General features: G+C 35.7%; 26 protein-coding genes. 14 read left to right on the top strand and 12 right to left on the bottom strand.

All coding sequences use genetic code 11. The annotated features are described in order from the left end of the window. From QWY87_RS16360 to QWY87_RS16385, 6 genes are all read left to right on the top strand, one after another. The gene (locus tag QWY87_RS16360) at positions 1-306 is read left to right on the top strand and encodes a hypothetical protein (RefSeq protein ID WP_290293240.1); all 306 of its coding nucleotides are present in this window, start codon (positions 1-3) and stop codon (positions 304-306) included. A 19-nt stretch (positions 307-325) separates the two neighbouring features. Continuing rightward, positions 326-508, top strand: coding sequence for a YgaP family membrane protein (locus QWY87_RS16365; RefSeq protein ID WP_290293241.1), 183 nt, complete (start codon positions 326-328; stop codon positions 506-508). A gap of 91 nt (positions 509-599) precedes the next feature. Beyond that, complete coding sequence (locus QWY87_RS16370) at positions 600-920, top strand: hypothetical protein (RefSeq protein WP_290293243.1); 321 nt, start codon at positions 600-602, stop codon at positions 918-920. A 40-nt stretch (positions 921-960) separates the two neighbouring features. Then, on the top strand, positions 961-3,273 hold the full coding sequence (locus QWY87_RS16375; protein WP_290293245.1) for a TonB-dependent receptor: 2,313 nt from the start codon (positions 961-963) through the stop codon (positions 3,271-3,273). Between the two features lie 110 nt (positions 3,274-3,383). Continuing rightward, on the top strand, positions 3,384-5,078 hold the full coding sequence (gene ftcD / locus QWY87_RS16380; RefSeq protein WP_290293246.1) for a glutamate formimidoyltransferase: 1,695 nt from the start codon (positions 3,384-3,386) through the stop codon (positions 5,076-5,078). Between the two features lie 27 nt (positions 5,079-5,105). Further along, the gene (locus QWY87_RS16385) at positions 5,106-5,564 is read left to right on the top strand and encodes a GNAT family N-acetyltransferase (protein ID WP_290293247.1); all 459 of its coding nucleotides are present in this window, start codon (positions 5,106-5,108) and stop codon (positions 5,562-5,564) included. Between the two features lie 8 nt (positions 5,565-5,572). On the opposite strand, the gene QWY87_RS16390 is transcribed toward QWY87_RS16385, so the two are convergent. Genes QWY87_RS16390 through QWY87_RS16400 form a run of 3 tightly spaced genes read right to left on the bottom strand, consistent with a single transcriptional unit; the run spans position 5,573 to position 7,993 of the window. After that, positions 5,573-6,112 (bottom strand): hypothetical protein, encoded by a 540-nt coding sequence (locus tag QWY87_RS16390; RefSeq protein ID WP_290293249.1) that lies wholly within the window; start codon positions 6,110-6,112, stop codon positions 5,573-5,575. A gap of 55 nt (positions 6,113-6,167) precedes the next feature. Further along, a complete protein-coding gene (locus tag QWY87_RS16395; protein WP_290293250.1) occupies positions 6,168-7,562 on the bottom strand; it encodes a M28 family peptidase in 1,395 nt (464 codons plus the stop codon). A gap of 11 nt (positions 7,563-7,573) precedes the next feature. Continuing rightward, positions 7,574-7,993, bottom strand: coding sequence for a Dabb family protein (locus tag QWY87_RS16400; RefSeq protein ID WP_290293252.1), 420 nt, complete (start codon positions 7,991-7,993; stop codon positions 7,574-7,576). Positions 7,994-8,108: 115 nt separating this feature from the next. On the opposite strand from QWY87_RS16400, the gene QWY87_RS16405 reads away from it, so the two are divergent. Continuing rightward, positions 8,109-8,540 (top strand): VOC family protein, encoded by a 432-nt coding sequence (locus QWY87_RS16405; RefSeq protein WP_290293254.1) that lies wholly within the window; start codon positions 8,109-8,111, stop codon positions 8,538-8,540. Between the two features lie 10 nt (positions 8,541-8,550). On the opposite strand, the gene QWY87_RS16410 is transcribed toward QWY87_RS16405, so the two are convergent. From QWY87_RS16410 to QWY87_RS16430, 5 genes are all read right to left on the bottom strand, one after another. Further along, complete coding sequence (locus tag QWY87_RS16410) at positions 8,551-10,239, bottom strand: histidinol-phosphatase HisJ family protein (RefSeq protein WP_290293255.1); 1,689 nt, start codon at positions 10,237-10,239, stop codon at positions 8,551-8,553. Positions 10,240-10,384: 145 nt separating this feature from the next. Continuing rightward, the gene (locus QWY87_RS16415) at positions 10,385-11,107 is read right to left on the bottom strand and encodes a pirin family protein (RefSeq protein WP_290293257.1); all 723 of its coding nucleotides are present in this window, start codon (positions 11,105-11,107) and stop codon (positions 10,385-10,387) included. Positions 11,108-11,118: 11 nt separating this feature from the next. Next, positions 11,119-11,556 (bottom strand): MarR family winged helix-turn-helix transcriptional regulator, encoded by a 438-nt coding sequence (locus QWY87_RS16420; RefSeq protein WP_290293259.1) that lies wholly within the window; start codon positions 11,554-11,556, stop codon positions 11,119-11,121. A 2-nt stretch (positions 11,557-11,558) separates the two neighbouring features. Continuing rightward, positions 11,559-12,089 carry an NADPH-dependent FMN reductase gene (locus QWY87_RS16425; protein ID WP_290293260.1) on the bottom strand — a complete coding sequence of 177 codons (531 nt, stop codon included), beginning with the start codon at positions 12,087-12,089 and terminating at the stop codon, positions 11,559-11,561. Next, the gene (locus QWY87_RS16430; RefSeq protein WP_290293262.1) at positions 12,089-12,457 is read right to left on the bottom strand and encodes a DoxX family protein; all 369 of its coding nucleotides are present in this window, start codon (positions 12,455-12,457) and stop codon (positions 12,089-12,091) included. The genes QWY87_RS16425 and QWY87_RS16430 overlap by 1 nt, the downstream gene beginning before the upstream one ends. A 135-nt stretch (positions 12,458-12,592) precedes the next feature. Between QWY87_RS16430 and QWY87_RS16435 the strand changes: the two genes are divergently transcribed. Genes QWY87_RS16435 through QWY87_RS16455 form a run of 5 tightly spaced genes read left to right on the top strand, consistent with a single transcriptional unit; the run spans position 12,593 to position 17,008 of the window. After that, positions 12,593-14,221, top strand: a complete 1,629-nt coding sequence (locus QWY87_RS16435; RefSeq protein WP_290293263.1) for an acyl-CoA carboxylase subunit beta — start codon at positions 12,593-12,595, stop codon at positions 14,219-14,221. 29 nt (positions 14,222-14,250) lie between these two features. Beyond that, the gene (locus QWY87_RS16440; protein ID WP_290293264.1) at positions 14,251-14,973 is read left to right on the top strand and encodes a YebC/PmpR family DNA-binding transcriptional regulator; all 723 of its coding nucleotides are present in this window, start codon (positions 14,251-14,253) and stop codon (positions 14,971-14,973) included. Positions 14,974-15,009: 36 nt separating this feature from the next. Next, a complete protein-coding gene (tsaE, locus tag QWY87_RS16445) occupies positions 15,010-15,417 on the top strand; it encodes a tRNA (adenosine(37)-N6)-threonylcarbamoyltransferase complex ATPase subunit type 1 TsaE (RefSeq protein ID WP_290293265.1) in 408 nt (135 codons plus the stop codon). A gap of 1 nt (position 15,418) precedes the next feature. After that, positions 15,419-16,618, top strand: a complete 1,200-nt coding sequence (locus QWY87_RS16450) for an alanine dehydrogenase (protein WP_290293267.1) — start codon at positions 15,419-15,421, stop codon at positions 16,616-16,618. A 3-nt stretch (positions 16,619-16,621) separates the two neighbouring features. Further along, a complete protein-coding gene (locus QWY87_RS16455) occupies positions 16,622-17,008 on the top strand; it encodes a hypothetical protein (RefSeq protein ID WP_290293268.1) in 387 nt (128 codons plus the stop codon). A 52-nt stretch (positions 17,009-17,060) separates the two neighbouring features. Here the strand turns inward: QWY87_RS16455 and QWY87_RS16460 are convergent, their stop codons facing one another. The 4 genes from QWY87_RS16460 to QWY87_RS16475 are packed head-to-tail and all read right to left on the bottom strand — an operon-like array spanning position 17,061 to position 20,029. Continuing rightward, on the bottom strand, positions 17,061-17,783 hold the full coding sequence (locus QWY87_RS16460; RefSeq protein WP_290293270.1) for a head GIN domain-containing protein: 723 nt from the start codon (positions 17,781-17,783) through the stop codon (positions 17,061-17,063). A 13-nt stretch (positions 17,784-17,796) separates the two neighbouring features. Beyond that, positions 17,797-18,879 carry a hypothetical protein gene (locus tag QWY87_RS16465; RefSeq protein WP_290293272.1) on the bottom strand — a complete coding sequence of 361 codons (1,083 nt, stop codon included), beginning with the start codon at positions 18,877-18,879 and terminating at the stop codon, positions 17,797-17,799. A gap of 25 nt (positions 18,880-18,904) precedes the next feature. Further along, a complete protein-coding gene (locus QWY87_RS16470) occupies positions 18,905-19,450 on the bottom strand; it encodes a hypothetical protein (RefSeq protein ID WP_290293273.1) in 546 nt (181 codons plus the stop codon). Positions 19,451-19,456: 6 nt separating this feature from the next. Continuing rightward, positions 19,457-20,029, bottom strand: a complete 573-nt coding sequence (locus QWY87_RS16475; protein ID WP_290293275.1) for an RNA polymerase sigma factor — start codon at positions 20,027-20,029, stop codon at positions 19,457-19,459. 290 nt (positions 20,030-20,319) lie between these two features. Between QWY87_RS16475 and lon the strand changes: the two genes are divergently transcribed. Beyond that, positions 20,320-22,776 carry an endopeptidase La gene (lon, locus tag QWY87_RS16480; protein ID WP_290293278.1) on the top strand — a complete coding sequence of 819 codons (2,457 nt, stop codon included), beginning with the start codon at positions 20,320-20,322 and terminating at the stop codon, positions 22,774-22,776. 83 nt (positions 22,777-22,859) lie between these two features. Beyond that, positions 22,860-23,639 carry a bestrophin-like domain gene (locus QWY87_RS16485; RefSeq protein WP_290293281.1) on the top strand — a complete coding sequence of 260 codons (780 nt, stop codon included), beginning with the start codon at positions 22,860-22,862 and terminating at the stop codon, positions 23,637-23,639. Positions 23,640-23,660: the final 21 nt, after the last annotated feature.

The raw sequence follows: 23,660 nt of genomic DNA on the forward strand, positions 1-23,660 counted from the left end.
ATGAAACTTTTAATACTTACTGCCGTAAAGTCTTACGAAAAACAAGCCGTACAATTGTTCAGAAAAGCAGAAATAATGGCTTTCAGTAATGCTGATATCAATGGATTTAAAACCTTAGATAATGAAAACCTGATTGATAATTGGTTTTCAAACTCATCTGAAAATGTAAGGTCTATTTTATTCTTTAGCTTTTCTGAAGAAAGAAAAATTGATAAACTTCTGGAAGAACTGGCAGTATTAAATACTGAAATTAAAAGCGATAATCCCTTAAGGGCCATTGTACTTAATATAGAAAAACACCAATAAATAAATAAATTATATAATTATGATAAACAGATATATCAATGTCATTGCCGGCAGCTTTATTCTAATCAGTTTAGCACTTGCCCATTTCGTTAACCCTAATTGGATCTGGTTTACAGCTTTCGTTGGCGCTAACTTATTACAATCAGGGTTTACCAACTGGTGCCTGATGTCAGTTATTTTGAAAAAATTGGGAGTGAAATAAAAAAATTTAAATTTATTCTTCAATTTTTCTAGTATAGAATATCCTTTTACTAAAGTATCTTTATTCGTATCTTCGCAGCCGAATGAAGGTTTTGAATAAAAAAGTAGCCATCTCACTGTTTTTAATACTGGCACTCATACTTCCTATGAGTATCAGTGTTGTGCATGCATTTCATCAACATGACAGTAATATATGTCTTGCGATAGATGAGAGTCATTTCCATGCTGAAAAGACAGATTGTGAACAACTTCATTATTTCAGTCAAACACTAAATGACGGCGGAATAGTTATATTTGATATAGCTACTTCCAGACTATTTGTTCAGAATGAATATTACACGAATTTCACCTTAATTCAATCCTTTTCTAAAGCGGATCCTGATCGAGGGCCCCCTGCTATCAATGTATCTTAGGCTATAACAACTTATTATTTACATTGATAACACTATTTAAATGAAAAGATATACTTTCTATTTATTATTGATCATGACACTTCTATTATCTAAAGAAGCATGGTCACAAAACAGCATTAAAGGAACTATTTTAGACGATATTGAAGCCCCTGTATTGGGTGCTGACATCTATATCGAACAATTACATATAGGAACCACTTCTGACGAAAATGGCATGTTTCAACTGCAAAACATTCCCCAGGGATCACATAAATTAAGCATTAGTTTTATTGGGTTTAATACAGAGAATGTTGAGGTTAATTTAGTTTCATCTGACATTGAACTTAATATTTCGTTAATTCCATCAGTATTTCACATGGATGAAGTTATTGTATCAGCTCCTTTCAACAAGTTACAAAGCGAAAATGTGATGAAAATCGAGTCGAAAAGTATAGAATCACTTCGAAAAACTGGTGCACCCACTTTAATGCAAAGCATCAGCAGTATTGCCGGGGTATCAGAAATCACAACAGGTACAGGTATAGGAAAACCAGTAATCAGGGGTTTAAGTGGAAACAGGGTTCTGGTCTATACCCAAGGAGTTCGGCTTGAAAATCAACAATTTGGAAATGAGCACGGTCTTGGCATGAATGATTCAGGCATTGAAAGTGTAGAAGTCATAAAAGGGCCAGCCTCACTACTTTATGGTTCGGATGCCTTAGGAGGCGTACTGTATTTGAATCCAGAGAAGTTTGCTTATCAGAATGAAACGAAAATTGAAGTAAATCAAAACTTTTATTCAAATACCTTAGGGAGCAACACGTCTGTTGGCTTAAAAACTTCAAAAGATAGGCTAAAACTGATTTTTCGTGGTGGTTATAACAGTCATGCTGATTATGAGGTGCCGGATGGAAATCGTGTAACAAATTCGCGCTTTAATGAAAAGGATTTTAAAGCAGGTATCGGACTGAATTTGGATCAATTTGTAACTGAATTCAGGTATAATTACAATCAATCTGAAATAGGAATTCCTGAAGAAATTGGAGAACAAACAGAATCCAGATCAGTAGAATTGCCTTATCAGGATCTGGAAACCCATATCCTCAGTTTACATAATCACTTCTATTTAAAAAATTCCAAAATAGATTTCAACCTGGGTTATATCGTCAATAATCGTAAGGAATTTGAAGATGAACACGGGCATAATGATGATGAGCATGAAGATGAAGATGAACATGAAGTAGAAAATCACGAGGGAGCAGCACTCGACATGAACCTTAAAACACTCTCCTATGATCTTAAGTACAACTTTGCAAAGAAGGGCAAATTTGAAACGATTGCCGGAGTACAAGGTATGTTTCAAAATAATAAAAATTTTGGTGAAGAAATTCTAATTCCTGATGCTCGCATCAATGATATAGGATTCTTGGCAACCAGCACTTTTGAGATCAACGAGAAAAATTCATTACAAGGAGGTATTCGTTTCGACTATAGATATCTTCAGTCGGACTCTTATGAAATTGAAGAAGATCACGATGAAATTGAAGAGGATCATGATGAAGAAATTACCATCGTTGAAGGTATTGAAAAAGACTATAATAATTTTACTTTTTCTTTGGGATATAAATCATTACTATTTAATTCAATAACGACAAGAATCAATCTAGCCAGTGGATTTAGAGCTCCAAATCTTGCTGAATTAACCTCATATGGGGTACATCACGGTACCAATAGATTTGAAATTGGAAACGCAGATTTAGAAAGTGAACAAAATTTTCAAACTGATATCTCATTAGAATATGGGAATCAACATTTTGAAATTTATGCCAATGGCTTCTATAATAAATTGAACAATTACATATTTGCCCAGCCAACCGGTGAAACTATTGATGAGCATGACGTTTATGAGTATGTCCAAAACGATGCTAAATTATATGGTGGCGAATTTGGATTTCATTTACACCCCCACCCTTTTGACTGGCTGCATCTTGAAAGTAGCTTTGAAACTGTTATTGGAGAACAAGACAACGGTGATTACCTCCCATTGATTCCGGCCAACAAATGGGCAAATACCATAAGAACTGAAATCAAAGGCTTAAAAAAGTTTAATGAAATTTACACTGCTATAATTTTAGATTCTTACTTTGAACAAGATAAGGTCAGCGAATTTGAAACAACTACGCCATCTTATAATTTACTCCACTTAAGAATGGGAGGTAATTTAAGTTTTAACAAAATGGATCTGGGAATTAATCTAAGTTTTAACAATCTACTCGATGAAACTTACACCTCTCATTTATCCATACTGAAGGCTGATATGATACCTAATCCAGGGCGCAATATTGTGTTGGGGCTTAACTTTAAATTTCTTTAGCACTTTAAAACAAGTATTGCTTAGACTCGAAATGGTTGAAAACTTTTAATCCTAAAAAAAACAGCTATTCCTATTGCAATTCCTAAATTTGGCGAATCAAACTCAATACCATGGAAAAAAGATTAATAGAATGCGTCCCTAATATTAGTGAGGGAAGAGATCACGATAAAATTCAAACCATAGCAAATGTGGTTGAAACTATTGAAGGTGTAAAATTACTCGATATTGACCCAGGTAATGCCACAAACAGAACGGTTATTACTTTTGTAGGTAGTCCTGAAAAAGTTATTGAAGCAGCATTTCTATTGATCAAAAAGGCCGCTGAACTCATTGACATGAGCAAACATTCAGGAGAGCATCCAAGGTTTGGGGCAACAGATGTTTGCCCATTAGTTCCCATTTCGGGAATCTCTTTGGAGGAAACAGCTGTTTATGCGCATCAATTAGGTGAAAGAGTGGGAAAAGAACTTGGCATACCAGGTTATTTCTATGAAAATGCAGCTAAAAAAGAAGAAAGAGTTAACCTGGCGCATTGCAGATCTGGCGAATATGAAGGTTTAAAAGAGAAGTTGAATAATCCTGAATGGGCTCCTGATTTTGGCCCGGCAGAATACAATACAAGTGTTGCGAAATCCGGAGCGATCGCAATTTCTGCAAGAGACTTTCTTATCGCTTATAACGTTAACTTAAATACTACTTCAACAAGAAGAGCCAATGCCATCGCTTTCGATATTCGAGAAGCAGGACGTGTTAAACGAGAAGGGAATCCTGCAACAGGAAAAAAAGTACTTGATTCAAAAGGAGAACCGGTCAGAATACCAGGCAAGTTAAAGGCCGTCAAAGGAATTGGTTGGTATATTGAAGAGTACGGAATTGCCCAAATTTCATATAACCTGACCAACATAAGTATCACATCAATGCATGAGGCATTTGACGCCACATGCACATCTGCTGATGAAAGGGGGCTGCGTGTGACTGGCTCTGAACTCATCGGTTTGATTCCTCTAAAAGCGATGCTTGATGCCGCTGATTATTATTTAATTAAGCAAGAAAGGTCTTTAGGCATATCAGAAAGTGAAAAGATAAAAATTGCCATAAAATCATTAGGGCTTGATGATTTAAAACCATTTAATCCTCAGGAAAAAATCATTGAATACCAACTGGCAAGTGGGCAGGCGGCCAAACTGATCGATCTGACTGCAAAGGATCTCGCTGAAGAAACGGCAAGTGAATCAATGGCTCCTGGAGGTGGTTCCATTTCAGCCTATGTAGGTGCATTAGGAGTGTCTTTAGGAACAATGGTAGCTAATTTATCAGCGCATAAACCGGGATGGGATGCGAAATGGGAAAACTTTTCTGATTGGGCTGTTAAAGGTCAGGCCTATAAAGACAAACTATTATATCTGGTAGATGAAGACACCAATTCATTTAACAAAATCATTGAGTCATTTAGATTAGCCAAGGGTACTGAAGAAGAAAAAATTATCCGAAAAGAAGCCATTCAGTCAGCTACGAAATACGCTACTGAAATTCCTTTTCAGGTAATGGAGACTGCTTATGCATCTATGGAAGTAATGCAAGCCATGATCAAAGAAGGGTTAGCCAACTCATTATCGGATGCAGCTGTTGGAATCTTGTGCGCAAGAACCGCTGTTGTAGGTGCTTATTTTAATGTAAGAATTAATGCAAGAGACATTACAGATCAGGCTTATGTTGAAGCCATACTTGACAAAGCTAAAAACATATTTGAGGCTAGCTTAAAAATTGAGGAAGAAATGATGCAAACCATCGATTCTAAAATGTAATTGATGCTATTTTCAAAACAAAATTAATTGGATCATATCATTCCATATCGAGCTGATTTGGCGGTTTTTTTCAGAGACCTGAATCTTGAATGGTTGGAGCATTACTTTTATGTTGAACCACATGATCGTGACTTACTTGAATCGAGCCAGGAATTGATTATAGATAAAGGAGGGTTTATTTTCTTTTACGAGCATGACGGAAAAGTACTGGGAACGTTTGCCTTGATAAAACAGCATGCAGCAGTTTATGAATTAGGAAAGATGGCTGTAGCTTCTGATTCCAGAGGTATGGGTATTGGTCAAAAGATGATGGAATATTGTATCAGGTTCTCTAAAAGCAAAGGCTGGTCAAAACTGCTTCTTTATTCAAATACGAAACTTCAAAATTCAATTTATATTTATAAAAAATTTGGTTTTATAGAAGTACCAATTGAAAAGGATAACCCCTATAGCCGTGGAAACATTAAAATGGAATTAAAATTATAAGCCTTAGTTTATTCTCTTAATTTACCCATGAACATACTTGCCTTTGAATTAAAAGGATTGCCTGAGGCCCTTCTAAAACTAACCAACTGACCACAATGCCAAATTGCGTCAGCGATAGGACCGTTGATCTGATTCCAAAAAGGATATTCACTATTTCCTTTTGAGCCTTTGAACACTACCGTAAATTGATTCAGGTCTTCGCTTTTTCGAAAAATGTCTGCTGCTGTTTTCAAATTTACCAGTGTCAATTCTCTTTTTTCTATAAAACTTAACTCTGAAAAATCATTGCCTTCATTAACTTTATGAAGTGCAGAATTTAAAATCACCGTAGACAAACCCAAAATATGGTCAATTGTTTCGTCAGTTGTTCTTGCTTCGGCTGAAGGTTTAAAACTCAAATCCTCAGACCGCAGGCCTTCAGAAGCCCAAAAATATCTAAAGCCTAAGCCATCAACCATTCTTGCTGCCACCGTTCCGGCTGTATAGTTAGATGAAGCTTCTGGGAGTTCAGCATATGGTAAGGAATCATTATTCTCTTGTGAATTCATATTGATATTAATTAAAATAAAAATTAGCAATAGGTATGTATACTTCATAAACACTTTAGTTTTTCACTGGTATCGTTATCTTTTTTGCTGTTCCGTATTTATCATATAAATATACTAATGAAGTCATAGTAGCTGCACCCAGTTCCAATTCTCGCTTATTCACAGCGTCAAAAGTATCAATAGCGGTGTGATGGTAATCAAAATATCTTTGAGAATCGGGTCTTAAGCCTGCCAGTACCATGCCTTCTGATTTCAAAGGTCCGATATCAGCTCCACTTCCACCTTTCTCAAAATAATGAATGAGATAAGGTTTAAAAAGAGGTTCCCAACTTTTTACCTGGGCAAATTCTTCATCACTGCAATCAAATGAAAATCCTCTTGGCGTAAAACCTCCTGAATCACTTTCTAAAGCCATTATATGCATTTCATTTTTCGACTTTGCTTCTTGGGCATATTTTTTACCGCCACGTAAACCATTCTCTTCGTTCATAAAAAGAACTACTCGCAAGCTTCTTTTAGGCCTGTTCTTATGCAAAGACATCAATCGAATCACTTCCATTGACTGCACCACGCCCGCTCCATCGTCATGAGAACCATCGCCTAAATCCCAAGAATCAAGGTGTCCACCAACAACAATATATTCATTCGGAAATTCAGAACCGGTAATTTCGCCAATTACATTAAATGATTCTACGTCATCTAACTGCTCACAACGCTGCTTAAATCCGAGTTTTAAATTTTTATCTTTTTCCAAAAGGCTACTCAGCATTTCTGCATCATTGGTACTGATCGCAGCAGAAGGAATTCTTTGCTCAACAGGAAGGTCTCCATAAGTCATTGACCCTGTATGTGGAAAATCATCAAGTCTCAAATTCGGAGATCTTACAATCACGCCCAAGGCTCCTAATTTACCCGCCTCCATGGCTCCTGCATACCTTTGATCAACACAACCACCATATGCCTGAAATGTTAGTATCAAGGTCTCGTCCATAGCCCTATTGAAAAAAACAATTTTCCCTTTGACCTCAGCTTCACCCATTTCCTTTAGATCAGCTATCCCCTGAACTTCAATTACTTCTCCTAAAAGTCCTTCTTCAGGTGTTGCAATAGAACCTCCCAAAGCGCAAATATTGAGTTCATAACGCTGCTTATTCGTTTTTACAAAACCTGTTTCCTTTTCTCCGCGAACCCACTTTGGAACCATCACAGGTTGTAACCAAACCTTATCGAGCCCTAGCTTAAGCAACTCCGCTTGGGTATATTCTACCGCTCTTTGGGCTCCTTCAGAACCAGAAAGTCGGCCTCCTATCTCATTCGATAAATGTTCCAGCCAGACATAGCTCATGCCATTACTTAATGAATTATCATAAATAGATTTAAGTGTTTTTTCATCATCTTGCCCATAAAGGCTCATACTCAATAAAAATAGGGTCAATGTTAAAAATCTCATTTGTTGTTTAATTAATTTGTCCAATAATCTAATACAAAAACATCCTCTAAAATAGGGTCTACAATTTTTCCAAAAGCTTTATGATCAGGATGAGGTAAATAGATGTCTCTTCCCTCTTCGCTGTCAAAAGTGAGAAAAAATCCATGTGTAAAACCTTTGTTTAAATTTTCTGGAGAATTATTAAGCCCCCATTCAAAACCTTTAATTTCGTCAATTTTCTGCGGCAACTCAGCGAAAGCCTTTTCTACCCTTTCAATCTGAGCTTTAGTAACTTCGTTCTTAAATTTAAAAAGTACAATATGTCTCAATTGTTTGCCATCATTCATACCCACAGACTTTTCCAATTCATTAGTAGTATTATTCTTTTCTATATCGCAAGAAAGCAAATTTATACAGCAAAAAATAGCAATACCAAAATAGATTAATTTCATAATTTATTTTTGATAAAGATACATTTCTAAGTGACAAAATAAGTAAAATGAATATATTTATACCTCCCTATAAAGATCATATAAAACCAGTTTCTCTAATTAAAAAATAAAAAAAATGAATGAAGTATCTCCTTTCCATTTAGCCATACCAGTCGACAACCTTGAATTATGTAGAAATTTTTATGGGAAAATTTTGGGGTGCAAAGAAGGACGAAGTTCAAACCATTGGGTAGATTTCAATTTTTTTGGACACCAACTTGTCATACATCAAAGACCTGAGAATGAAAAAGTTCCAGAAAAAGTTTATAATCCTGTTGACGGGCAGCAAGTTCCGGTCCCTCACTTTGGAGTTGTCCTGAAATGGGAACAATGGGAGGCATTAAAAGAAAAATTAAACAATGAGGGAATTCATTTTATCATAGAACCATATATCCGTTTTAAGGGAGCTCCCGGAGAACAGGCAACCATGTTTTTTCTTGATCCTGAAGGAAATGCCTTAGAATTTAAATCGTTTAAACAAATTGAAAACTTATTTGCGACGTCCTAAATTAGGAGAATTACATACTGTGAAATTCAACAAGGTTTGCCTCGTAATACTGCTCTCCAAGTTTATTTAACAAACTATTGATAACATTAGAATCACCATCTATCGCTAAGGCAGAATAACCTACTTTATTTCTTTTTCCCAAACGCATGTCTATGATGTTGATATTCTTTGAAGCCAGAGCTGAAAGCAAGATTAATAAAACCCCTGGAGAATTCTCATGCTTGGTCAGTATCATCTTCGAACTCAAGGCAATTTTCAAATCGACTCCATCCATTTCATACAAATAGACGCCTTTACCATAAAAATTCGGCAAGACAATATCTTCAGAATAGTTCAACTCTAAAAATGTCTGTTGATCAGTACCATGTACAAAATCTATGGCATTCTTGACATTGCCGTTTTCCTGTTCCAAAGTTAAAAAAGCAACAGCCGTCCCATCGTTATTAGAATGTAACCTTGCCGTTTCGACGTTTACGCCTTCAGACGCAAGAGAATTAAATAAAGAAGACAATACCCCAGCCTGATCAAGATGTTTTGAAAACAAGCCTTTCACCATTTCTTTACTGGTTACAGGTATTTCATCAGACACGGTTATTGATTTATTTGCCTTCCTGATCCTTACTGCATTGTATGCTCCCATTCCAGTGGCATTCTTATAGATATCTATAAACTCAGAAAATGTTCCTCCAAATGAGAAATCCGGTATGATTCTTCTACTCCCGTGGTGAAATCTTTGATTAAGCAGTTCTATTCCTTTATTCAGGATGGTGTACTTTACTTTCAAATCATGGTTGTCAAAAATCGTTCTCTTTTCAGGAATCAACTTAGAAAAACTTACGTATTGTTCATATCCAGCTTTATAAATATATTCCAAACTCTCTTTAAAATTGACACCATAGTACCTCACATGATGCGTATCAGTTCCGAGAGAAACCGGGATCTGCAACTCAAAAGCTCTCTTTAAAATATTTTGGGAAGGATAAACTCCAACTCCCTTAAAATCACCAGCCATATTCACGTCTAATGCCAAATCTCTGTCTGCAATAATTTCAAGTAAAGTTCTAAACTTATTGGCCAAGGGATGAGAGCTTGTCTCAAAGTTCTTTAACACTTCAGGAACTTCGACATTTAGCTTAGGCAGATCAATATGCCCAACTACCTGCATCATATCTCCGAAACTTTCAATCATTTGAATCATTTCATTGATATATCCATTCCAATATGCCTCTAAAGATCCACGCATTTTTAATAATTCAAGCGCTTCCTCCTTCGAGCCGTCATAAGGCAATCCTTCAGGTGCAAAATGCACAGAACCTATAACAAAATCAGCCTCTTCAGCCTGAAATATTTTAGATCGAGACCAAAGTAAACCGAGTTCTGGCCCCATCCATTCAAGTTCTACTCCGTACTTGATATTTATGCGACCCTCGTATTTCTTGCGAAGATTTGCTATTCTTTTAGGATAATTGAGATAAGACCTATCCCCTCTTATAAATTTTATATTTGTATCCTTTTCTGCTTCATACCTGAAATTGGTCAACCTCGGAGAATGAATAATAAATGTAATGCTAGGGTGATTATGCTCTATAGCCTTATCAACTATATCTTCTAGCTTATCAATGCCATGCTTAACGTGGTCGTTTTCTGTTCCTGCATGAATGCCATGTGTTTCCCAAATAAATTCATTCAATTTCTTCATCAGTAAGGGTCAATAAATGCTTATAAATTTTGCTGCAAACATAAGAATTGCAGTGCAGAATTTGTATAGAAAACGCTATAAATTTACAATATATTGAATCCTTTTACACGAGGCTTAAGAATCCTTTATTGATCAATCGCATTGCTTAAAATACCATGGGTACTTCTATTAAGATAATTTCCGCATTGTCGCTGGCCTCAATTTTAAAAAAATCGGTACGCCAAATCCCCAAAGCATCTCGTGTTTTTAATATTGAATCTTCAATCTTAATACCACCAGATATCAACATCACATATACCCCGTGATTTGAGGATCTAAGCGAATAGTCAAATGACTTCCCTTTGCTTAAATCAATTCTTGATATCTGGGCATCCTGATGAATTCTCAATTCATCATTGAGATCATCCTTATATGAATGCACCAACACTTGTAACGCATCCTTTCGGTCTTTTGGATCAAATGTCTTTTGCCCGTAATTAGGCGCTATATTCATTGTGTCAGGAATGACCCATATCTGAAACAAATTCAATTGCTCCTTCAAAGATTCATTGCGCTCTGAATGCTGAATTCCACTGCCTGCACTCATCACCTGTACTTCACCTGCATGCAATGGAATCCAGGTATTGCTCATTGAATCTTTATGCTTAAGGCCTCCTTCTAATGGAATACTGATGATTTCCATATTCTTATGAGGGTGTTCTCCGAAACCGGTTCCTCCTTTAATAAAATCATCATTAAGCACTCTTAAGGCACCAAAATGCTCTCTTTCATGATTGTGATAGTTTGCAAAACTAAATGAATAATTGGCTTTCAACCAATCGTAATCAGCATGTCCTCTTTCTTCGGCTTTAAATAATTTTGTTTTCATTTTTATAGTTATTATCTGATCTTATCCAACAGATCATTCAATATTTTTGCTTCAGACTCGGTCAACCTATTCAAATACATGTCAAAATCTGACATATTTATTTTTTTGATAAGTTCAAGTCCTTTCTTCGATATTTTCACGTAGACAACCCTTCGATCGTTCTCACATCTTATTCTTTCAATAAGTTTTTTGTCACAAAGTTTATCCATAAGCCTCGTGGCATTTGGAGACTTTTGAATCATACGCTCCCTGACTTCTGTAACAGAAATCTCTTTACCCGCGCCTCGTAAGATCCTGAGGATATTATATTGTTGCTCAGAAATATTATAAGGCTTTAACAATTCATTTCCAATTTGATCAAGCCAACCCGCTGTATACTTAATGTTTAGCATGGCTTTGACTTTTTCATTAGGAAATTTTGAATTGATCTCTTTTCCTAAATCACCCATTTTTAAATTGTTTTAGAAAATTGTTCAACTAGGCCACTTAGTTTCTGATTCAAATCTTCATCGCTTACTGAACCATTTTTAAAGTTTTGTCCAAAAGATGGAAATGTCATCGACCCGGTTATATTTCCTCCATTAAAAGGAAATCTACTCAGCGCCAATTCCATCACAGATTGTCCGCCTCTAGGTCCAGGTGAAGTGCTCAATAACAACATAGGCTTATTTCTCCAAACTTTTCCTTCAATCCTTGACAACCAATCAAAAGCATTCTTGAACGCAGCGCTATAAGCTCCATTATGCTCTGCAAGAGACAAAACAATTCCATCAGTTTCTTCAACTAAGGCATTCAACTTTTTTAAGTCTTTTGGAAAACCAGTCTCATTTTCAATGTCTATAGAATAAAGTGGCAAGTCATAATCATTTAAGTCAAGATTGACTACCTCTACTCCTTCCACCAAGCTTCCTGCATACTCAGCTAATTGTTTGTTGATCGATAATTTACTAGTGCTTCCACCAATTGTGATAATGTTTTTCATTATGATTTTTTTAAATTAAATAATTTTTTACCGCTCAAGTATGACGCGATTAATAATACCATCGCGATCACAACTCCTATTTGTTCTCCATCCCCTATCATAAAATGAGCAAAGAATGCTAGAATGAATTCAAAGAAAAGTGCAGCATAAGCCCATTCTTTAATAGTAGATTGTTTTTGACTTAGCAGCACTGCTACCGCACTAAACTTAGCAAACGCCAATGGATAGATGATATAAACCGGATAGCCAAAAGCTGCAAACATTGTAACTATTTCAGCATGATTAAATACATACATTCCTGCCGACATCAAGAGTAAGGCGCTTAATAAACCGGTACTTACCCAGTATAAAATTTTAGTTGTTTTCATTTTATTATGTTTAATTTCTATGCAAATATACACATTTTTTTTAATATTTACCATGGTAAATAATTACAGGGTAGATATGTATTCATAATTAACCTGCATTTTGTACTTTAGCCCTTTATAACCTATCACAAAAGAATGGATATCAACTTCAATAGTAACGAAGATCACAATAAGCTGCTTACGTCTGAACTTAATAAAAAACTAAAAAAAGTTTATAAAGGAGGTGGCGAAGTCCGAATTGCAAAACTGCATGCCGCCGGAAAAATGACCGCCAGAGAGCGCGTAGATTTCTTATTTGACAAACCTGCAGAAGCGCTAGAAATCGGAGCTTTTGTTGGTGACGACATGTATGAAGAGCAAGGTGGATGCCCTTCGGGAGGAGTTGTAGTCAAAATTGGATTTATCAAAGGAAAACAGTGCATTGTTGTTGCAAATGATGCCACCGTTAAAGCTGGAGCCTGGTTTCCGATCACAGCAAAGAAAAACCTTAGAGCCCAAGAAATTGCTATGGAGAATAAACTACCCATTATTTACTTGGTAGATAGTGCGGGTGTTTTCTTACCCATGCAGGATGAGATTTTTCCAGATAAAGAACATTTTGGTAGAATTTTTAGAAATAACGCCATCATGAGCAGTATGGGAATCACCCAAATTGCAGCCGTTATGGGAAGTTGTGTGGCAGGTGGTGCCTACCTCCCTATTATGAGCGATGAATCTATCATAGTTGATAAAACAGGTAGTATTTTTCTTGCAGGAAGTTATTTAGTAAAAGCTGCCATTGGTGAAATGATTGATAATGAAACACTCGGAGGTGCTACAACTCATACAGAAATATCAGGTGTTTGTGATTATAAAGCAAAAGATGACAAGGATGCGCTTGAAACGATCATCAATATCGTTGATAAGATTGGAGCAGCTAAATCTGCTGGTTTTGACAGAATTGATAGTATAAAGCCAAAGGAAAATGAATCAGATATTTTTGGCATTCTACCAAAAGTTAGGTCTGGACAATATGATATGAAAAAGATTATTCGCCGTATGGTAGATAATTCAGAGATGCAGGAATACAAAGCCAATTATGGTAAAACTATCATCTGCGCCTATGCCAGAATTGATGGCTGGGCAGTGGGTATCGTAGCCAATCAAAGGAAGGTCGTCAAAAATGGAAAGGGCGAGATGCAATTTGGTGGCGTAATTTACTCTGACAGTGCAGATAAGGCGACAAGATTTATCGCCAATTGTAATCAAAAGAAAATACCGCTCGTATTTTTACAGGATGTCACCGGTTTTATGGTGGGTAGCAAATCAGAACATGCCGGTATTATTAAAGATGGTGCGAAAATGGTAAATGCCGTTAGTAATTCTGTTGTTCCAAAGTTTACTGTTGTTATAGGAAATAGTTACGGCGCAGGCAATTATGCCATGTGCGGCAAAGCCTATGACCCCAGACTTATCGTAGCCTGGCCAAGTGCAGAACTCGCTGTAATGGGCGGAGCACAGGCGGCCAAAGTACTTTTACAGATTGAAACAGCAACCTTAAAAAAGAAAGGTCAAAAAATAAGTGCTGAAAAAGAAAAAGAAATCCTTCAAACCATTACAGATCGATATAAGAAACAAATTTCGCCTTATTATGCCGCTGCGAGGTTATGGACAGATGCGATCATCGATCCTTTGGAAACCAGACACTGGATCAGCTCCGGGATTCATGCAGCAAATCAATCACCAATAGAAAAACCTTTTAATTTAGGTGTGATACAAGTTTAATGAATATGAAAATTTACAAATAAGAGAACATGGGAAGAGCATTTGAGTTTAGAAAAGCCAGAAAAATGAAACGTTGGTCAGCTATGGCCAAGACATTTACCAGAATTGGTAAAGACATCGTTATGGCTGTGAAAGAAGGCGGACCTAACCCTGAAACCAATGCAAGATTAAGAGCTGTCATGCAGAATGCCAAGGCCGCTAATATGCCTAAAGACAATGTAGAAAGGGCCATTAAAAAAGCATCAGATAAAGACACTGCAAATTATAAGGAAATTCTTTTTGAAGGATACGCTCCGCATGGTGTTGCAGTTTTAGTTGAAACCGCAACAGATAACAATAACAGAACCGTTGCCAATGTCAGAGCTGCTTTTAACAAATGTGATGGTACTTTCGGAACTTCCGGATCGGTTGTCTTTATGTTTGATCATACCTGTAACTTCAGAGTAGATGCGGCTGGCCTTAAAATGGAATTGGAAGAATTTGAACTTGAATTGATTGATTTTGACGTTGAAGAAGTATTTGAAGATGAAGATGGGATTTTAATTTATGCGCCATTTGAACAATTTGGAGCGATACAAAAATATCTTGAAGAAAACGAGTTAGAAATTCTATCCTCTGGATTTGAGAGAATACCCACTACGACAAAAAAATTAAGTGAGGACGAACAAAATGATGTTGAAAAACTATTAGAAAGACTGGAAGAAGAAGATGATGTTCAAAATGTTTATCACTCGATAGACCTAAGTGAGTAGTTGCTTTTTTAAGTATCCATGAATACCTTTTCATATATGAAAAAAAATTACGAGCTAACTGATCTAAGTCAAATAGCAAATTGGGTTATTGAAAACGCTACCTCACATATCATTTTATTTTATGGTGCTATGGGTAGTGGCAAAACAACTTTGATCAAAGAAATTTCAAAACAGCTAGGCGTACAAGATGTTACCAGCTCCCCTACCTTCTCTTTAGTCAACGAATACCAATCTGAAAATAGTGATTTGCTTTATCATTTTGATTTTTACAGAATCAATGATGAAGAAGAAGCATATGACATGGGGATAGAAGAATATTTTGACAATGATGCCTGGTGTTTTGTTGAATGGCCTGAAAAAGTTCAAAATTTACTACCTTTAGAGTCATCTGTTATTAAACTGACCATTAATCCGGATAACACCCGAACCATAGAATTAAACTAAAATGTCACAACAATTGTCACCATTCAGCCGTGAAGAGCTGATGCCCAAACCTGAAATGCTTGAAATCAAAAAGCATAAGGACGATCTGTATATTGGCATACCCAAGGAAACACATTTCGATGAAAAACGAATTTGTTTGACTCCTAATGCTGTTGCTGCCTTAACCTCTAACGGACATAGAATTGTTGTCGAATCTGGTGCTGGTGACGGAACAAATTATACTGACAAGCAATATTCCGAGGCCGGTGCGAAAATATCCTATAATGCAAATGACGTTTTCGCCTGTAGTATCATTCTCAAAATTGAACCTCCTTCTTTGGATGAGATCAAAATGATCAATCCTCAAAGTGTCTTGATTTCGGCGATGCAAATCAAAACACAAACAAAAGAATATTTCAAGGCTTTGGCGGAAAAAAGAATTACTGCAATTGCATTTGACTATATTCAGGATACACATGGTATCTACCCTTTGGTAAAATCATTGAGTGAAATTGCCGGAACTGCCTCAGTGCTTATTGCTGCTGAGATTATGAATAATAACAATATTGGTAATGGATTATTATTGGGCAATATAGGAGGTGTACCACCGAGTAAGGTAGTGATCATCGGCGCAGGAACAGTTGCTGAATTTGCGGCACGATCGGCTCAAGGTCTGGGTGCTACGGTTGAGGTCTTTGATAATTCACTGACAAAATTGAGAAGTATTCAACATAAATTAGCCCACCCAATAGCCACCTCGACTATTCAACCAAAGAACCTTTTAAGATCATTGGCAGATTGCGATGTTGCAATAGGTGCCTTAAGAGGTAAAACCAGAACACCAGTAGTTGTGGATGAAAGTATGGTTGAGCAGATGAAAGACGGCGCGGTTATTATTGATGTAAGTATTGACAACGGAGGTTGTTTTGAAACTTCGGAAATAACCACACATGGCAAACCAACGATTGTAAAACACGGGGTAATTCATTATTGCGTGCCAAATATTCCTTCAAGATATTCGAGAACTGCTTCGGTATCAATTAGTAATATTTTTACGCCTTACTTATTAGATGTAGGTGAAATGGGAGGTATTGAAAATGCTGCCAGATTTGATAAAAGTCTACAAAAAGGTATGTATTTTTACCATGGAATTCTTACCAACAAACGCATTGCAGAATGGTTTAACCTACCTTTTACAGACATTAATTTACTTATTTTCTAGTTGATGGAAGACATGAAAACGCGTTTTACGCTCTATGGAATTGGTTTCGCAATTGGAATCGCCCTTGTATTTTTCTTCCTGGGAGGAAAAAAAGCTTCTTGTAACTGGCTCCCAAATGACAGGATATTAAATATTATTCAACAAAAACAGATCAGTTATAGTCAAACGGTAAATGATGCATTAGTGACTTCTGAAACTGATAGTCTTGACATCATGTTAATATTGACAAGAGGTGATATTGATTTTTCAAAAAGTCAGGTGAAAAACGATCCTTGCCGAAATTATTGGATTGAAGGCATCAACGATCAAAAGGACTTATTCATTACAGTAGAAGTTTGTGATTCTACCGCAGTGGTAAAGACACTTGAAAAAAAGATGCCAAAAAAATAAATGCCGATACCATGAGGCATCGACATTTATTCATAAACTAACCACTTTATTTTTAGTAATTACTGATCTTACCAGATCCGCTTACTTTGATGTCTTCAATTCTTGGATTTCCCTTGTATTTTATATTTCCTGAACCTGAAACTCTAGCTACAAGTTCACTTTCAACATTAGCTCCGATAGAACCTGATCCTGAAATCTTTAATTCAGCCTTTTCTACTTTTAAATCAGAAGCATCAACATCACCTGACCCAGAAACTGCGGCTTCAAATTCTTTTGCGCTTCCGGAAAGTTCAACATCACCAGATCCGGATACAGCTGTTTCTAATTCTTGCACATCTATTTCTACCTTAATATCTCCCGATCCGGCAACTGCTACTTCAAGCGAATTACCTTTGATTTTATCCTTGCCAACTATATCTCCTGACCCGGCCATGGCCAAAGAATTTATATTCTTAAAATGAACCGTTATTTCAGTCTTTGAACTTGTTCTGATATTCACCCCATTTTTCCATTTGATTTTCAACGTACCGTTATTGACTTCAGTAATTAAATAAGATGCCAGGTTTTCTTCTACCGTAATATCTAATTTTCCTTCATCACCTTCCACTAAATAGACGTCAAATGAACCTGCAACAGCAACTGCGTCAAAGCTACCTACGTTTCTTGTCTTATTGACACTATTGCCATTACCTTTTACTTTCTGGGCATATGTGCAACCAAATGATAAGGTTAGGATAAAAAGTAAGGCTGTTGATTTTAAAATTAAGTTTTTCATTATTGAGTTTTTATTAGTTTTTATATAATTTGACACTTCCGTATTCAGAGCTGATTTCAATCACAGAACCTGAATTTTCTTTATTTACAAAACCTTCATAATACTTAGAAGATGATTTAACTACTTTTTTAAGATATGTAATGTTTTCTCCATCATAATCGAATCCTGCATAGCTCAAATTCGCCTTAAAGTCAAAAGCAATATCATTCTCTAGGCCTATCTTAATTCCAGCATAATCTGTATGAATATCAACACTTTGAAACCCTTTCATCAACTTATCTACTTTGATTCCGCCATAATCTGCCTGAATGTTTAGTCGTTTATAAATGGTTCCGAATCGCATGGTTAAATAGTCGCCATGACCATCTACAATATTTACACTACCCACTTCAATTTTACCATAATCACACACAAAATTCAATTCTTCAATATTCTCAAAAACTGAATCAGTATAGTCAGCATTTAACTCTATTTTCTTAGCTTTTACAATCGTGAATTTTGAATAATCTGCATTAATGCTTCCGCCATTCATCAATTCAATTTCAGAATCAGAAGTATAGTCAATGTTAATACTGTTATCCTCATGGTAAAGGTTTCCTATTAATACTTTACCATAGTCGCAATTGATTTCGGCCTTACCTTTGATTTCGTTCAAAGAAATAGTTCCATAATCGTTATTCAAATCAACGCTGTTGGTAACAGGTACTTTTACCTTATAATTGATTTCATAATTCATTTTATTATTTGAACTATACCAGCTTTTTGAATTGTTCTCTATACTTGTCCTAGCCGAAACAGCCGATCTGCTATTTTCAAATTTAACATCGATCTTAGACAATCTTTCTATTACTTTAGATTCGCTATTTCCACTTACAGTGATCGTAACTTCTATTTCAATACGATTTTGATCCCAGGAAATGACATCAACATTTCCATATTTATTTTTAATAGTAAGTAAGGCATCGGCATTGACGTCAAACTCTTTTTTAATGGTCTTGGTCTTCTCATAATCCCATTTTTTCTTTATCGGGTTGGCCATACTTAACATGGGCAACACCATAAAAATTGCTATTATAAATTGTATCTTTCTGTTCATGACTTTGTTTTTTTAATGTTTACGATTAGACTCTGTTTTCCTGAGGTACCAATTCTTCAAACTCCTCAAGTTGATCCATCAAATTCTGCAAGACTTGTAACCTGCTTTGAAAATTAGTGATCATGGCATATATAACACGTTTATCGGCATTGCTTTCTTTGAGCTCTAAAGTAAGCTTGCGATAATTTGTTTCAAGTAATTCTAGTTGTATAAAAGCATCATCAATTATCTTTTGATTTGCAGTTGTTCTCTTTGACTTAATTTCATTTACCTCTTTTTGAATAGTCGCTAAATAAAAGTTTTCAGTTTCCTCCATCTTCGGAGATACATCAGCCAATTCAATCCCTTGACTAGCGCTATTCTGATTATAATTACCCATCCAGTAACCAAAAATCAAAAGCACTGAGGCAGCAACTGCCAAAATATACCAAGGTGTTCCAGCTTTTTTCTTAGGTGCATCATCAACCTTGTTAAGTCTGGCTTGAAATCTTTCGAAATGCCCTACATCAGGCTCCGCAGCATCAAATTGCTGTCTTTTATTTTTAAAAAAATCTTCCATGTTATTTTTCATGATCTTTTAATTTAATACGGATGACTCCATTAATAATTTTCTTAACCTACTCTTAGCCCTCGAGATTGTAGTTCTGCAATTCTCATTGCTTATATCCATTATCAAGGCAATTTCTTCATTATCATAGCCCTCTACCAAACTCAAATTCAAGATTCTTCTGTAACTCTCCTTCAACTGCCCCATTGCCTTAGAAACTTCCTTTACTTTTAAATTGACATAATCAATTTTTGATTCATTTAGCTCCTGGTCATCTTCATTTTCAAGCTTATGATCTACAATTTCAAGGTTTACTTCCTGTAATTTGTTCTTCTTTTTAATCTGTGTCAAACTTCTGTTGATCACGATTCTCTTTAACCAAGCGCCAAACGGCACTTCTCCTTTGAAACTATCCAGCTTCGTAAAAGCATTTAAAAAAGCCTCCTGCATTACATCTTCTGCATCAAAACTATTCTGCAGAATTCTCATGGCCGTATTAAACATCGCTTTATAATATAACTTGTATATCTCAAATTGCGCGGTTTTACTCCCTTGTTTACACTCCTGTAAGAGCTCAGTTATATGTTTTTGTTCTGTTTGCAACGTTTGGCTTCTATATTAATGACAAATGATTTATCTCAGTGTTACACTTTGACGAAATTAAAATAACAATTAATTATAAGATATTTAAAATCAGGCGAATAATTTATCCTTTTTAACTAAATAAAATTTATTTCTAGATCATGCTGCTTGGCACAAGAATTGACTAATACATTATGCGAGATATCTATAGCTATAGTTAACTCGCTTTGAATAAGATGATTAAAAAACAAACATATATGCATTCTTGAATTATAGATGTGTTTATAATGTCAAAATGACTTAAATAAGGTATGAGTAAATCAAAAATTATAAATATTGACAATTTGTCACTTCAAAATATTTTGGATGAGGAAGCCGAATTGATTCCGTTGATGACCCCAGAAGATGAAGAGGAAATAAGAAAAGAAGATGTTCCTGAAGTATTGCCGATTCTTCCTTTGAGAAATACGGTATTATTTCCTGGTGTTGTAATTCCTATTACAGCCGGTCGCGACCAGTCTATCAAATTGATCAAGGAAGCAAATAAAGGAGATAAAACAATTGGTGTCGTTGCTCAAAAGAATGAAGCAACAGAGAATCCGGGAATTGATGACATCTATAAAATCGGTACAGTAGCCAGGATTTTAAAGATTCTTAAAATGCCTGATGGAAATACCATGGTTGTTTTACAAGGAAAAAAGCGATTCGAAATAGAAAATCTAGTTGAAGAAGAGCCTTATTTAAAAGCTAAGGTTAAAGAAATTGTTGAGATTATTCCTAAAAAAATCGATACTGAATTCAATGCTATCATTGATTCTATAAAGGATATCTCTTTGAGAATAATCAAGGAAAACCCTAATTTACCTACTGAGGCTTCTTTTGCTATTAAGAACATTCAGAGCAATTCATTTCTTGTCAATTTTGTTTCTTCTAATCTAAACCTCACTACTGAGGAAAAGCAGGAACTGCTCAATATCAGTGGTCTTAAAGACAGGGCTTTTGCAACCTTAAAAAAAATGAATAAGGAGCTGCAAAGACTGGAACTCAATAATGATATTCAGTCGAAGGTAAGAGAAGATATGGATCAGCAACAGCGCGAGTATTACCTTCATCAGCAAATGAAAACCATTCAGGAAGAATTAGGTGGTGCTTCTCACGATGAAGAAATTGAAGAAATGCGTGAGCTGGCAAAAAAGAAAAAATGGAGTAAAGAGATTTCTGAAACTTTTGACAAAGAAATTGGAAGGCTTCAAAGAATGAATCCTCAGGTTGCTGAATATTCAGTACAAAGAAATTACCTTGATTTGCTTCTTGAATTACCATGGCAAGAGTATTCAACTGACCTATTTGATTTAAAAAGGGCTGAGAAAATTCTTGACCGTGATCATTATGGTTTAGAAAAAGTAAAGAAACGTATCATTGAACACTTAGCGGTGCTCAAATTAAAAGGAGACATGAAGTCACCTATTATTTGCTTGTATGGACCTCCTGGAGTAGGTAAAACATCTCTAGGTAAATCGGTAGCAGAATCATTAGGGAGAAAGTATGTCCGCATGTCTCTTGGTGGTATGAGAGATGAGGCTGAGATTCGAGGGCATAGAAAAACTTATATAGGTGCCTTGCCTGGAAGAATCATTCAAAGTATTAAGAAGGCCGAGACTTCTAACCCGGTTTTCGTACTTGATGAAATTGATAAATTGAGTTCAAGTCATAGTGGTGATCCGTCTTCTGCAATGCTGGAAGTTTTGGATCCGGAGCAGAATACAGATTTTTACGATAACTACCTGGAAGTAGGATATGACTTATCAAAAGTTATGTTTATTGCTACAGCCAATAGTTTATCAACTATTCCATGGGCTTTGAGAGACAGAATGGAAATTATCAATGTAAGTGGCTATACTGTTGAGGAAAAAGTTGAAATTGGAAAACGCCATTTGTTGCCAAAATTATTAAAAGAACATGGACTAAACAGTTCACATCTTAAAATCGCAAAAAAGCAACTGGAAAAGATTGCTACGGGTTACACGCGTGAATCAGGTGTAAGAGGACTAGAAAAGAAATTAGCACAAGTGGTCAGGTATGCGGCAAAATCAATTGCCATGGAGGAAGAATATAATATCAAAATATCTAATCAGGATATAGAATCAATCCTTGGGGCCTCTCATTTAGAAAGAGATAAGTATGAAAATAATGAAATCCCGGGAGTTGTAACAGGTTTAGCCTGGACAAGTGTTGGGGGAGACATATTATTCATTGAATCAATCTTATCTAAAGGGAAAGGTACCTTAACCATTACTGGAAATCTTGGAAAAGTAATGAAAGAATCGTCAACGATTGCCCTTGAATATATAAAGGCAAACCTTGAAGAGTTTGGTATTGATTACAAGACGATAGTCAATAATAATATTCATATTCACGTTCCTGAAGGAGCTACGCCAAAAGATGGCCCAAGTGCAGGTATAACGATGCTTACCTCTCTTGTTTCTACGTTAACACAGAGAAAAGTGAAAGCAAGGTTAGCGATGACTGGTGAGATTACTTTAAGAGGTAAGGTGCTTCCTGTTGGGGGAATTAAAGAGAAAATTCTTGCTGCAAAAAGAGCGAATATTAAGGAAATAATTCTTTGTGCAGAGAATAAAAAAGATGTCGAGGAAATCAATCAAAAATACCTTAAAGGTTTGACATTTCATTATATAGATGAAATGAAAGAAGTGATCGAGATCGCATTACTTAAGCAAAAGGTTAAGAATCCGAAAAAATTAGATTAGGAGATAGATTAATATATTAAAAATGCCGTTTTACTTAAAACGGCATTTTTTTTTATATTTACCTAATCAATTAATGTATTATTTTGGAAATCCTTCTTGAATTACCCTTATTACTAGGGCTATTTATAACTGTTTTATCCATATCATTGGCCGGTATTCTTGTAGCTGTCATTTCAAAGAATTTGATAGCTAACAGATTCAGCAAACAACATGAACGCATAGGTCGTCTTCTCTTCAGAGTAGTTGCTGGATTGATTGCACTGCTTGTTTCATTGAGTTATGCCAATGAAAGAGTTCGTCAAAGTAAAATTATTAATTCAATGGAAGAAGAGGCTTCTATCATTGTGAATTTAAGCATGAGGTTGCATCATTTTGAGTCTGTCGAAGCGAAAAATGCCCTTGAAGAAATAGTTGAATATGTAGATTTAACTATTAATGATGATTGGAAAAATGTAAGTGAAAATCCTTATTTTTCCAAAGCTACACAATCATTGGTCAAAGCAAATTCTTTTGTTTTAAATATGCCGGTTTCCAATGAAACGGAGAGATTTGAAAAACAAATGATAATAAGCCTGCTCAATGACATCATTAAATTGACTCAGATCAGGGTTTATTCTCAACATGTCACAACTCCACATTTAATTTACATTCTCTTATGCGGATTGACCATCATGTGGATCTTTTTTAGTGTTTACAAGTTAGATTCTATATCGCTTTCCTTCCTGTCATTATATAATATACTAATTGCCATTCTAATCTTTTTTATTTTCTCACTTCGCAATCCATTCATGGGCCCCTTAAAAATCAAACCACATTCTTTAATCATCGTTAAAACAAAAGGATTTGACCAATACTTTAAGTAAGTTTTCTCATTTTTATTATTT

The sequence above is a fragment of the Lutimonas halocynthiae genome (assembly GCF_030409835.1).
In the GTDB taxonomy this organism is placed as follows: Bacteria; Bacteroidota; Bacteroidia; order Flavobacteriales; family Flavobacteriaceae; genus Lutimonas; species Lutimonas halocynthiae.

Excerpts from the sequence above, each read along its gene's own strand:
- QWY87_RS16360 (WP_290293240.1), top strand. The coding sequence starts at position 1 with ATGAAACTTTTAATACTTACTGCCGTAAAGTCTTACGAAAAACAAGCC.
- QWY87_RS16365 (WP_290293241.1), top strand. The coding sequence starts at position 326 with ATGATAAACAGATATATCAATGTCATTGCCGGCAGCTTTATTCTAATC.
- QWY87_RS16375 (WP_290293245.1), top strand. The coding sequence starts at position 961 with ATGAAAAGATATACTTTCTATTTATTATTGATCATGACACTTCTATTA.
- ftcD (WP_290293246.1), top strand. The coding sequence starts at position 3,384 with ATGGAAAAAAGATTAATAGAATGCGTCCCTAATATTAGTGAGGGAAGA.
- QWY87_RS16390 (WP_290293249.1), bottom strand. The coding sequence starts at position 6,112 with ATGAATTCACAAGAGAATAATGATTCCTTACCATATGCTGAACTCCCA.
- QWY87_RS16395 (WP_290293250.1), bottom strand. The coding sequence starts at position 7,562 with ATGAGATTTTTAACATTGACCCTATTTTTATTGAGTATGAGCCTTTAT.
- QWY87_RS16400 (WP_290293252.1), bottom strand. The coding sequence starts at position 7,993 with ATGAAATTAATCTATTTTGGTATTGCTATTTTTTGCTGTATAAATTTG.
- QWY87_RS16405 (WP_290293254.1), top strand. The coding sequence starts at position 8,109 with ATGAATGAAGTATCTCCTTTCCATTTAGCCATACCAGTCGACAACCTT.
- QWY87_RS16410 (WP_290293255.1), bottom strand. The coding sequence starts at position 10,239 with ATGAAGAAATTGAATGAATTTATTTGGGAAACACATGGCATTCATGCA.
- QWY87_RS16415 (WP_290293257.1), bottom strand. The coding sequence starts at position 11,107 with ATGAAAACAAAATTATTTAAAGCCGAAGAAAGAGGACATGCTGATTAC.
- QWY87_RS16420 (WP_290293259.1), bottom strand. The coding sequence starts at position 11,556 with ATGGGTGATTTAGGAAAAGAGATCAATTCAAAATTTCCTAATGAAAAA.
- QWY87_RS16425 (WP_290293260.1), bottom strand. The coding sequence starts at position 12,089 with ATGAAAAACATTATCACAATTGGTGGAAGCACTAGTAAATTATCGATC.
- QWY87_RS16430 (WP_290293262.1), bottom strand. The coding sequence starts at position 12,457 with ATGAAAACAACTAAAATTTTATACTGGGTAAGTACCGGTTTATTAAGC.
- QWY87_RS16435 (WP_290293263.1), top strand. The coding sequence starts at position 12,593 with ATGGATATCAACTTCAATAGTAACGAAGATCACAATAAGCTGCTTACG.
- QWY87_RS16440 (WP_290293264.1), top strand. The coding sequence starts at position 14,251 with ATGGGAAGAGCATTTGAGTTTAGAAAAGCCAGAAAAATGAAACGTTGG.
- tsaE (WP_290293265.1), top strand. The coding sequence starts at position 15,010 with ATGAAAAAAAATTACGAGCTAACTGATCTAAGTCAAATAGCAAATTGG.
- QWY87_RS16450 (WP_290293267.1), top strand. The coding sequence starts at position 15,419 with ATGTCACAACAATTGTCACCATTCAGCCGTGAAGAGCTGATGCCCAAA.
- QWY87_RS16455 (WP_290293268.1), top strand. The coding sequence starts at position 16,622 with ATGGAAGACATGAAAACGCGTTTTACGCTCTATGGAATTGGTTTCGCA.
- QWY87_RS16460 (WP_290293270.1), bottom strand. The coding sequence starts at position 17,783 with ATGAAAAACTTAATTTTAAAATCAACAGCCTTACTTTTTATCCTAACC.
- QWY87_RS16465 (WP_290293272.1), bottom strand. The coding sequence starts at position 18,879 with ATGAACAGAAAGATACAATTTATAATAGCAATTTTTATGGTGTTGCCC.
- QWY87_RS16470 (WP_290293273.1), bottom strand. The coding sequence starts at position 19,450 with ATGAAAAATAACATGGAAGATTTTTTTAAAAATAAAAGACAGCAATTT.
- lon (WP_290293278.1), top strand. The coding sequence starts at position 20,320 with ATGAGTAAATCAAAAATTATAAATATTGACAATTTGTCACTTCAAAAT.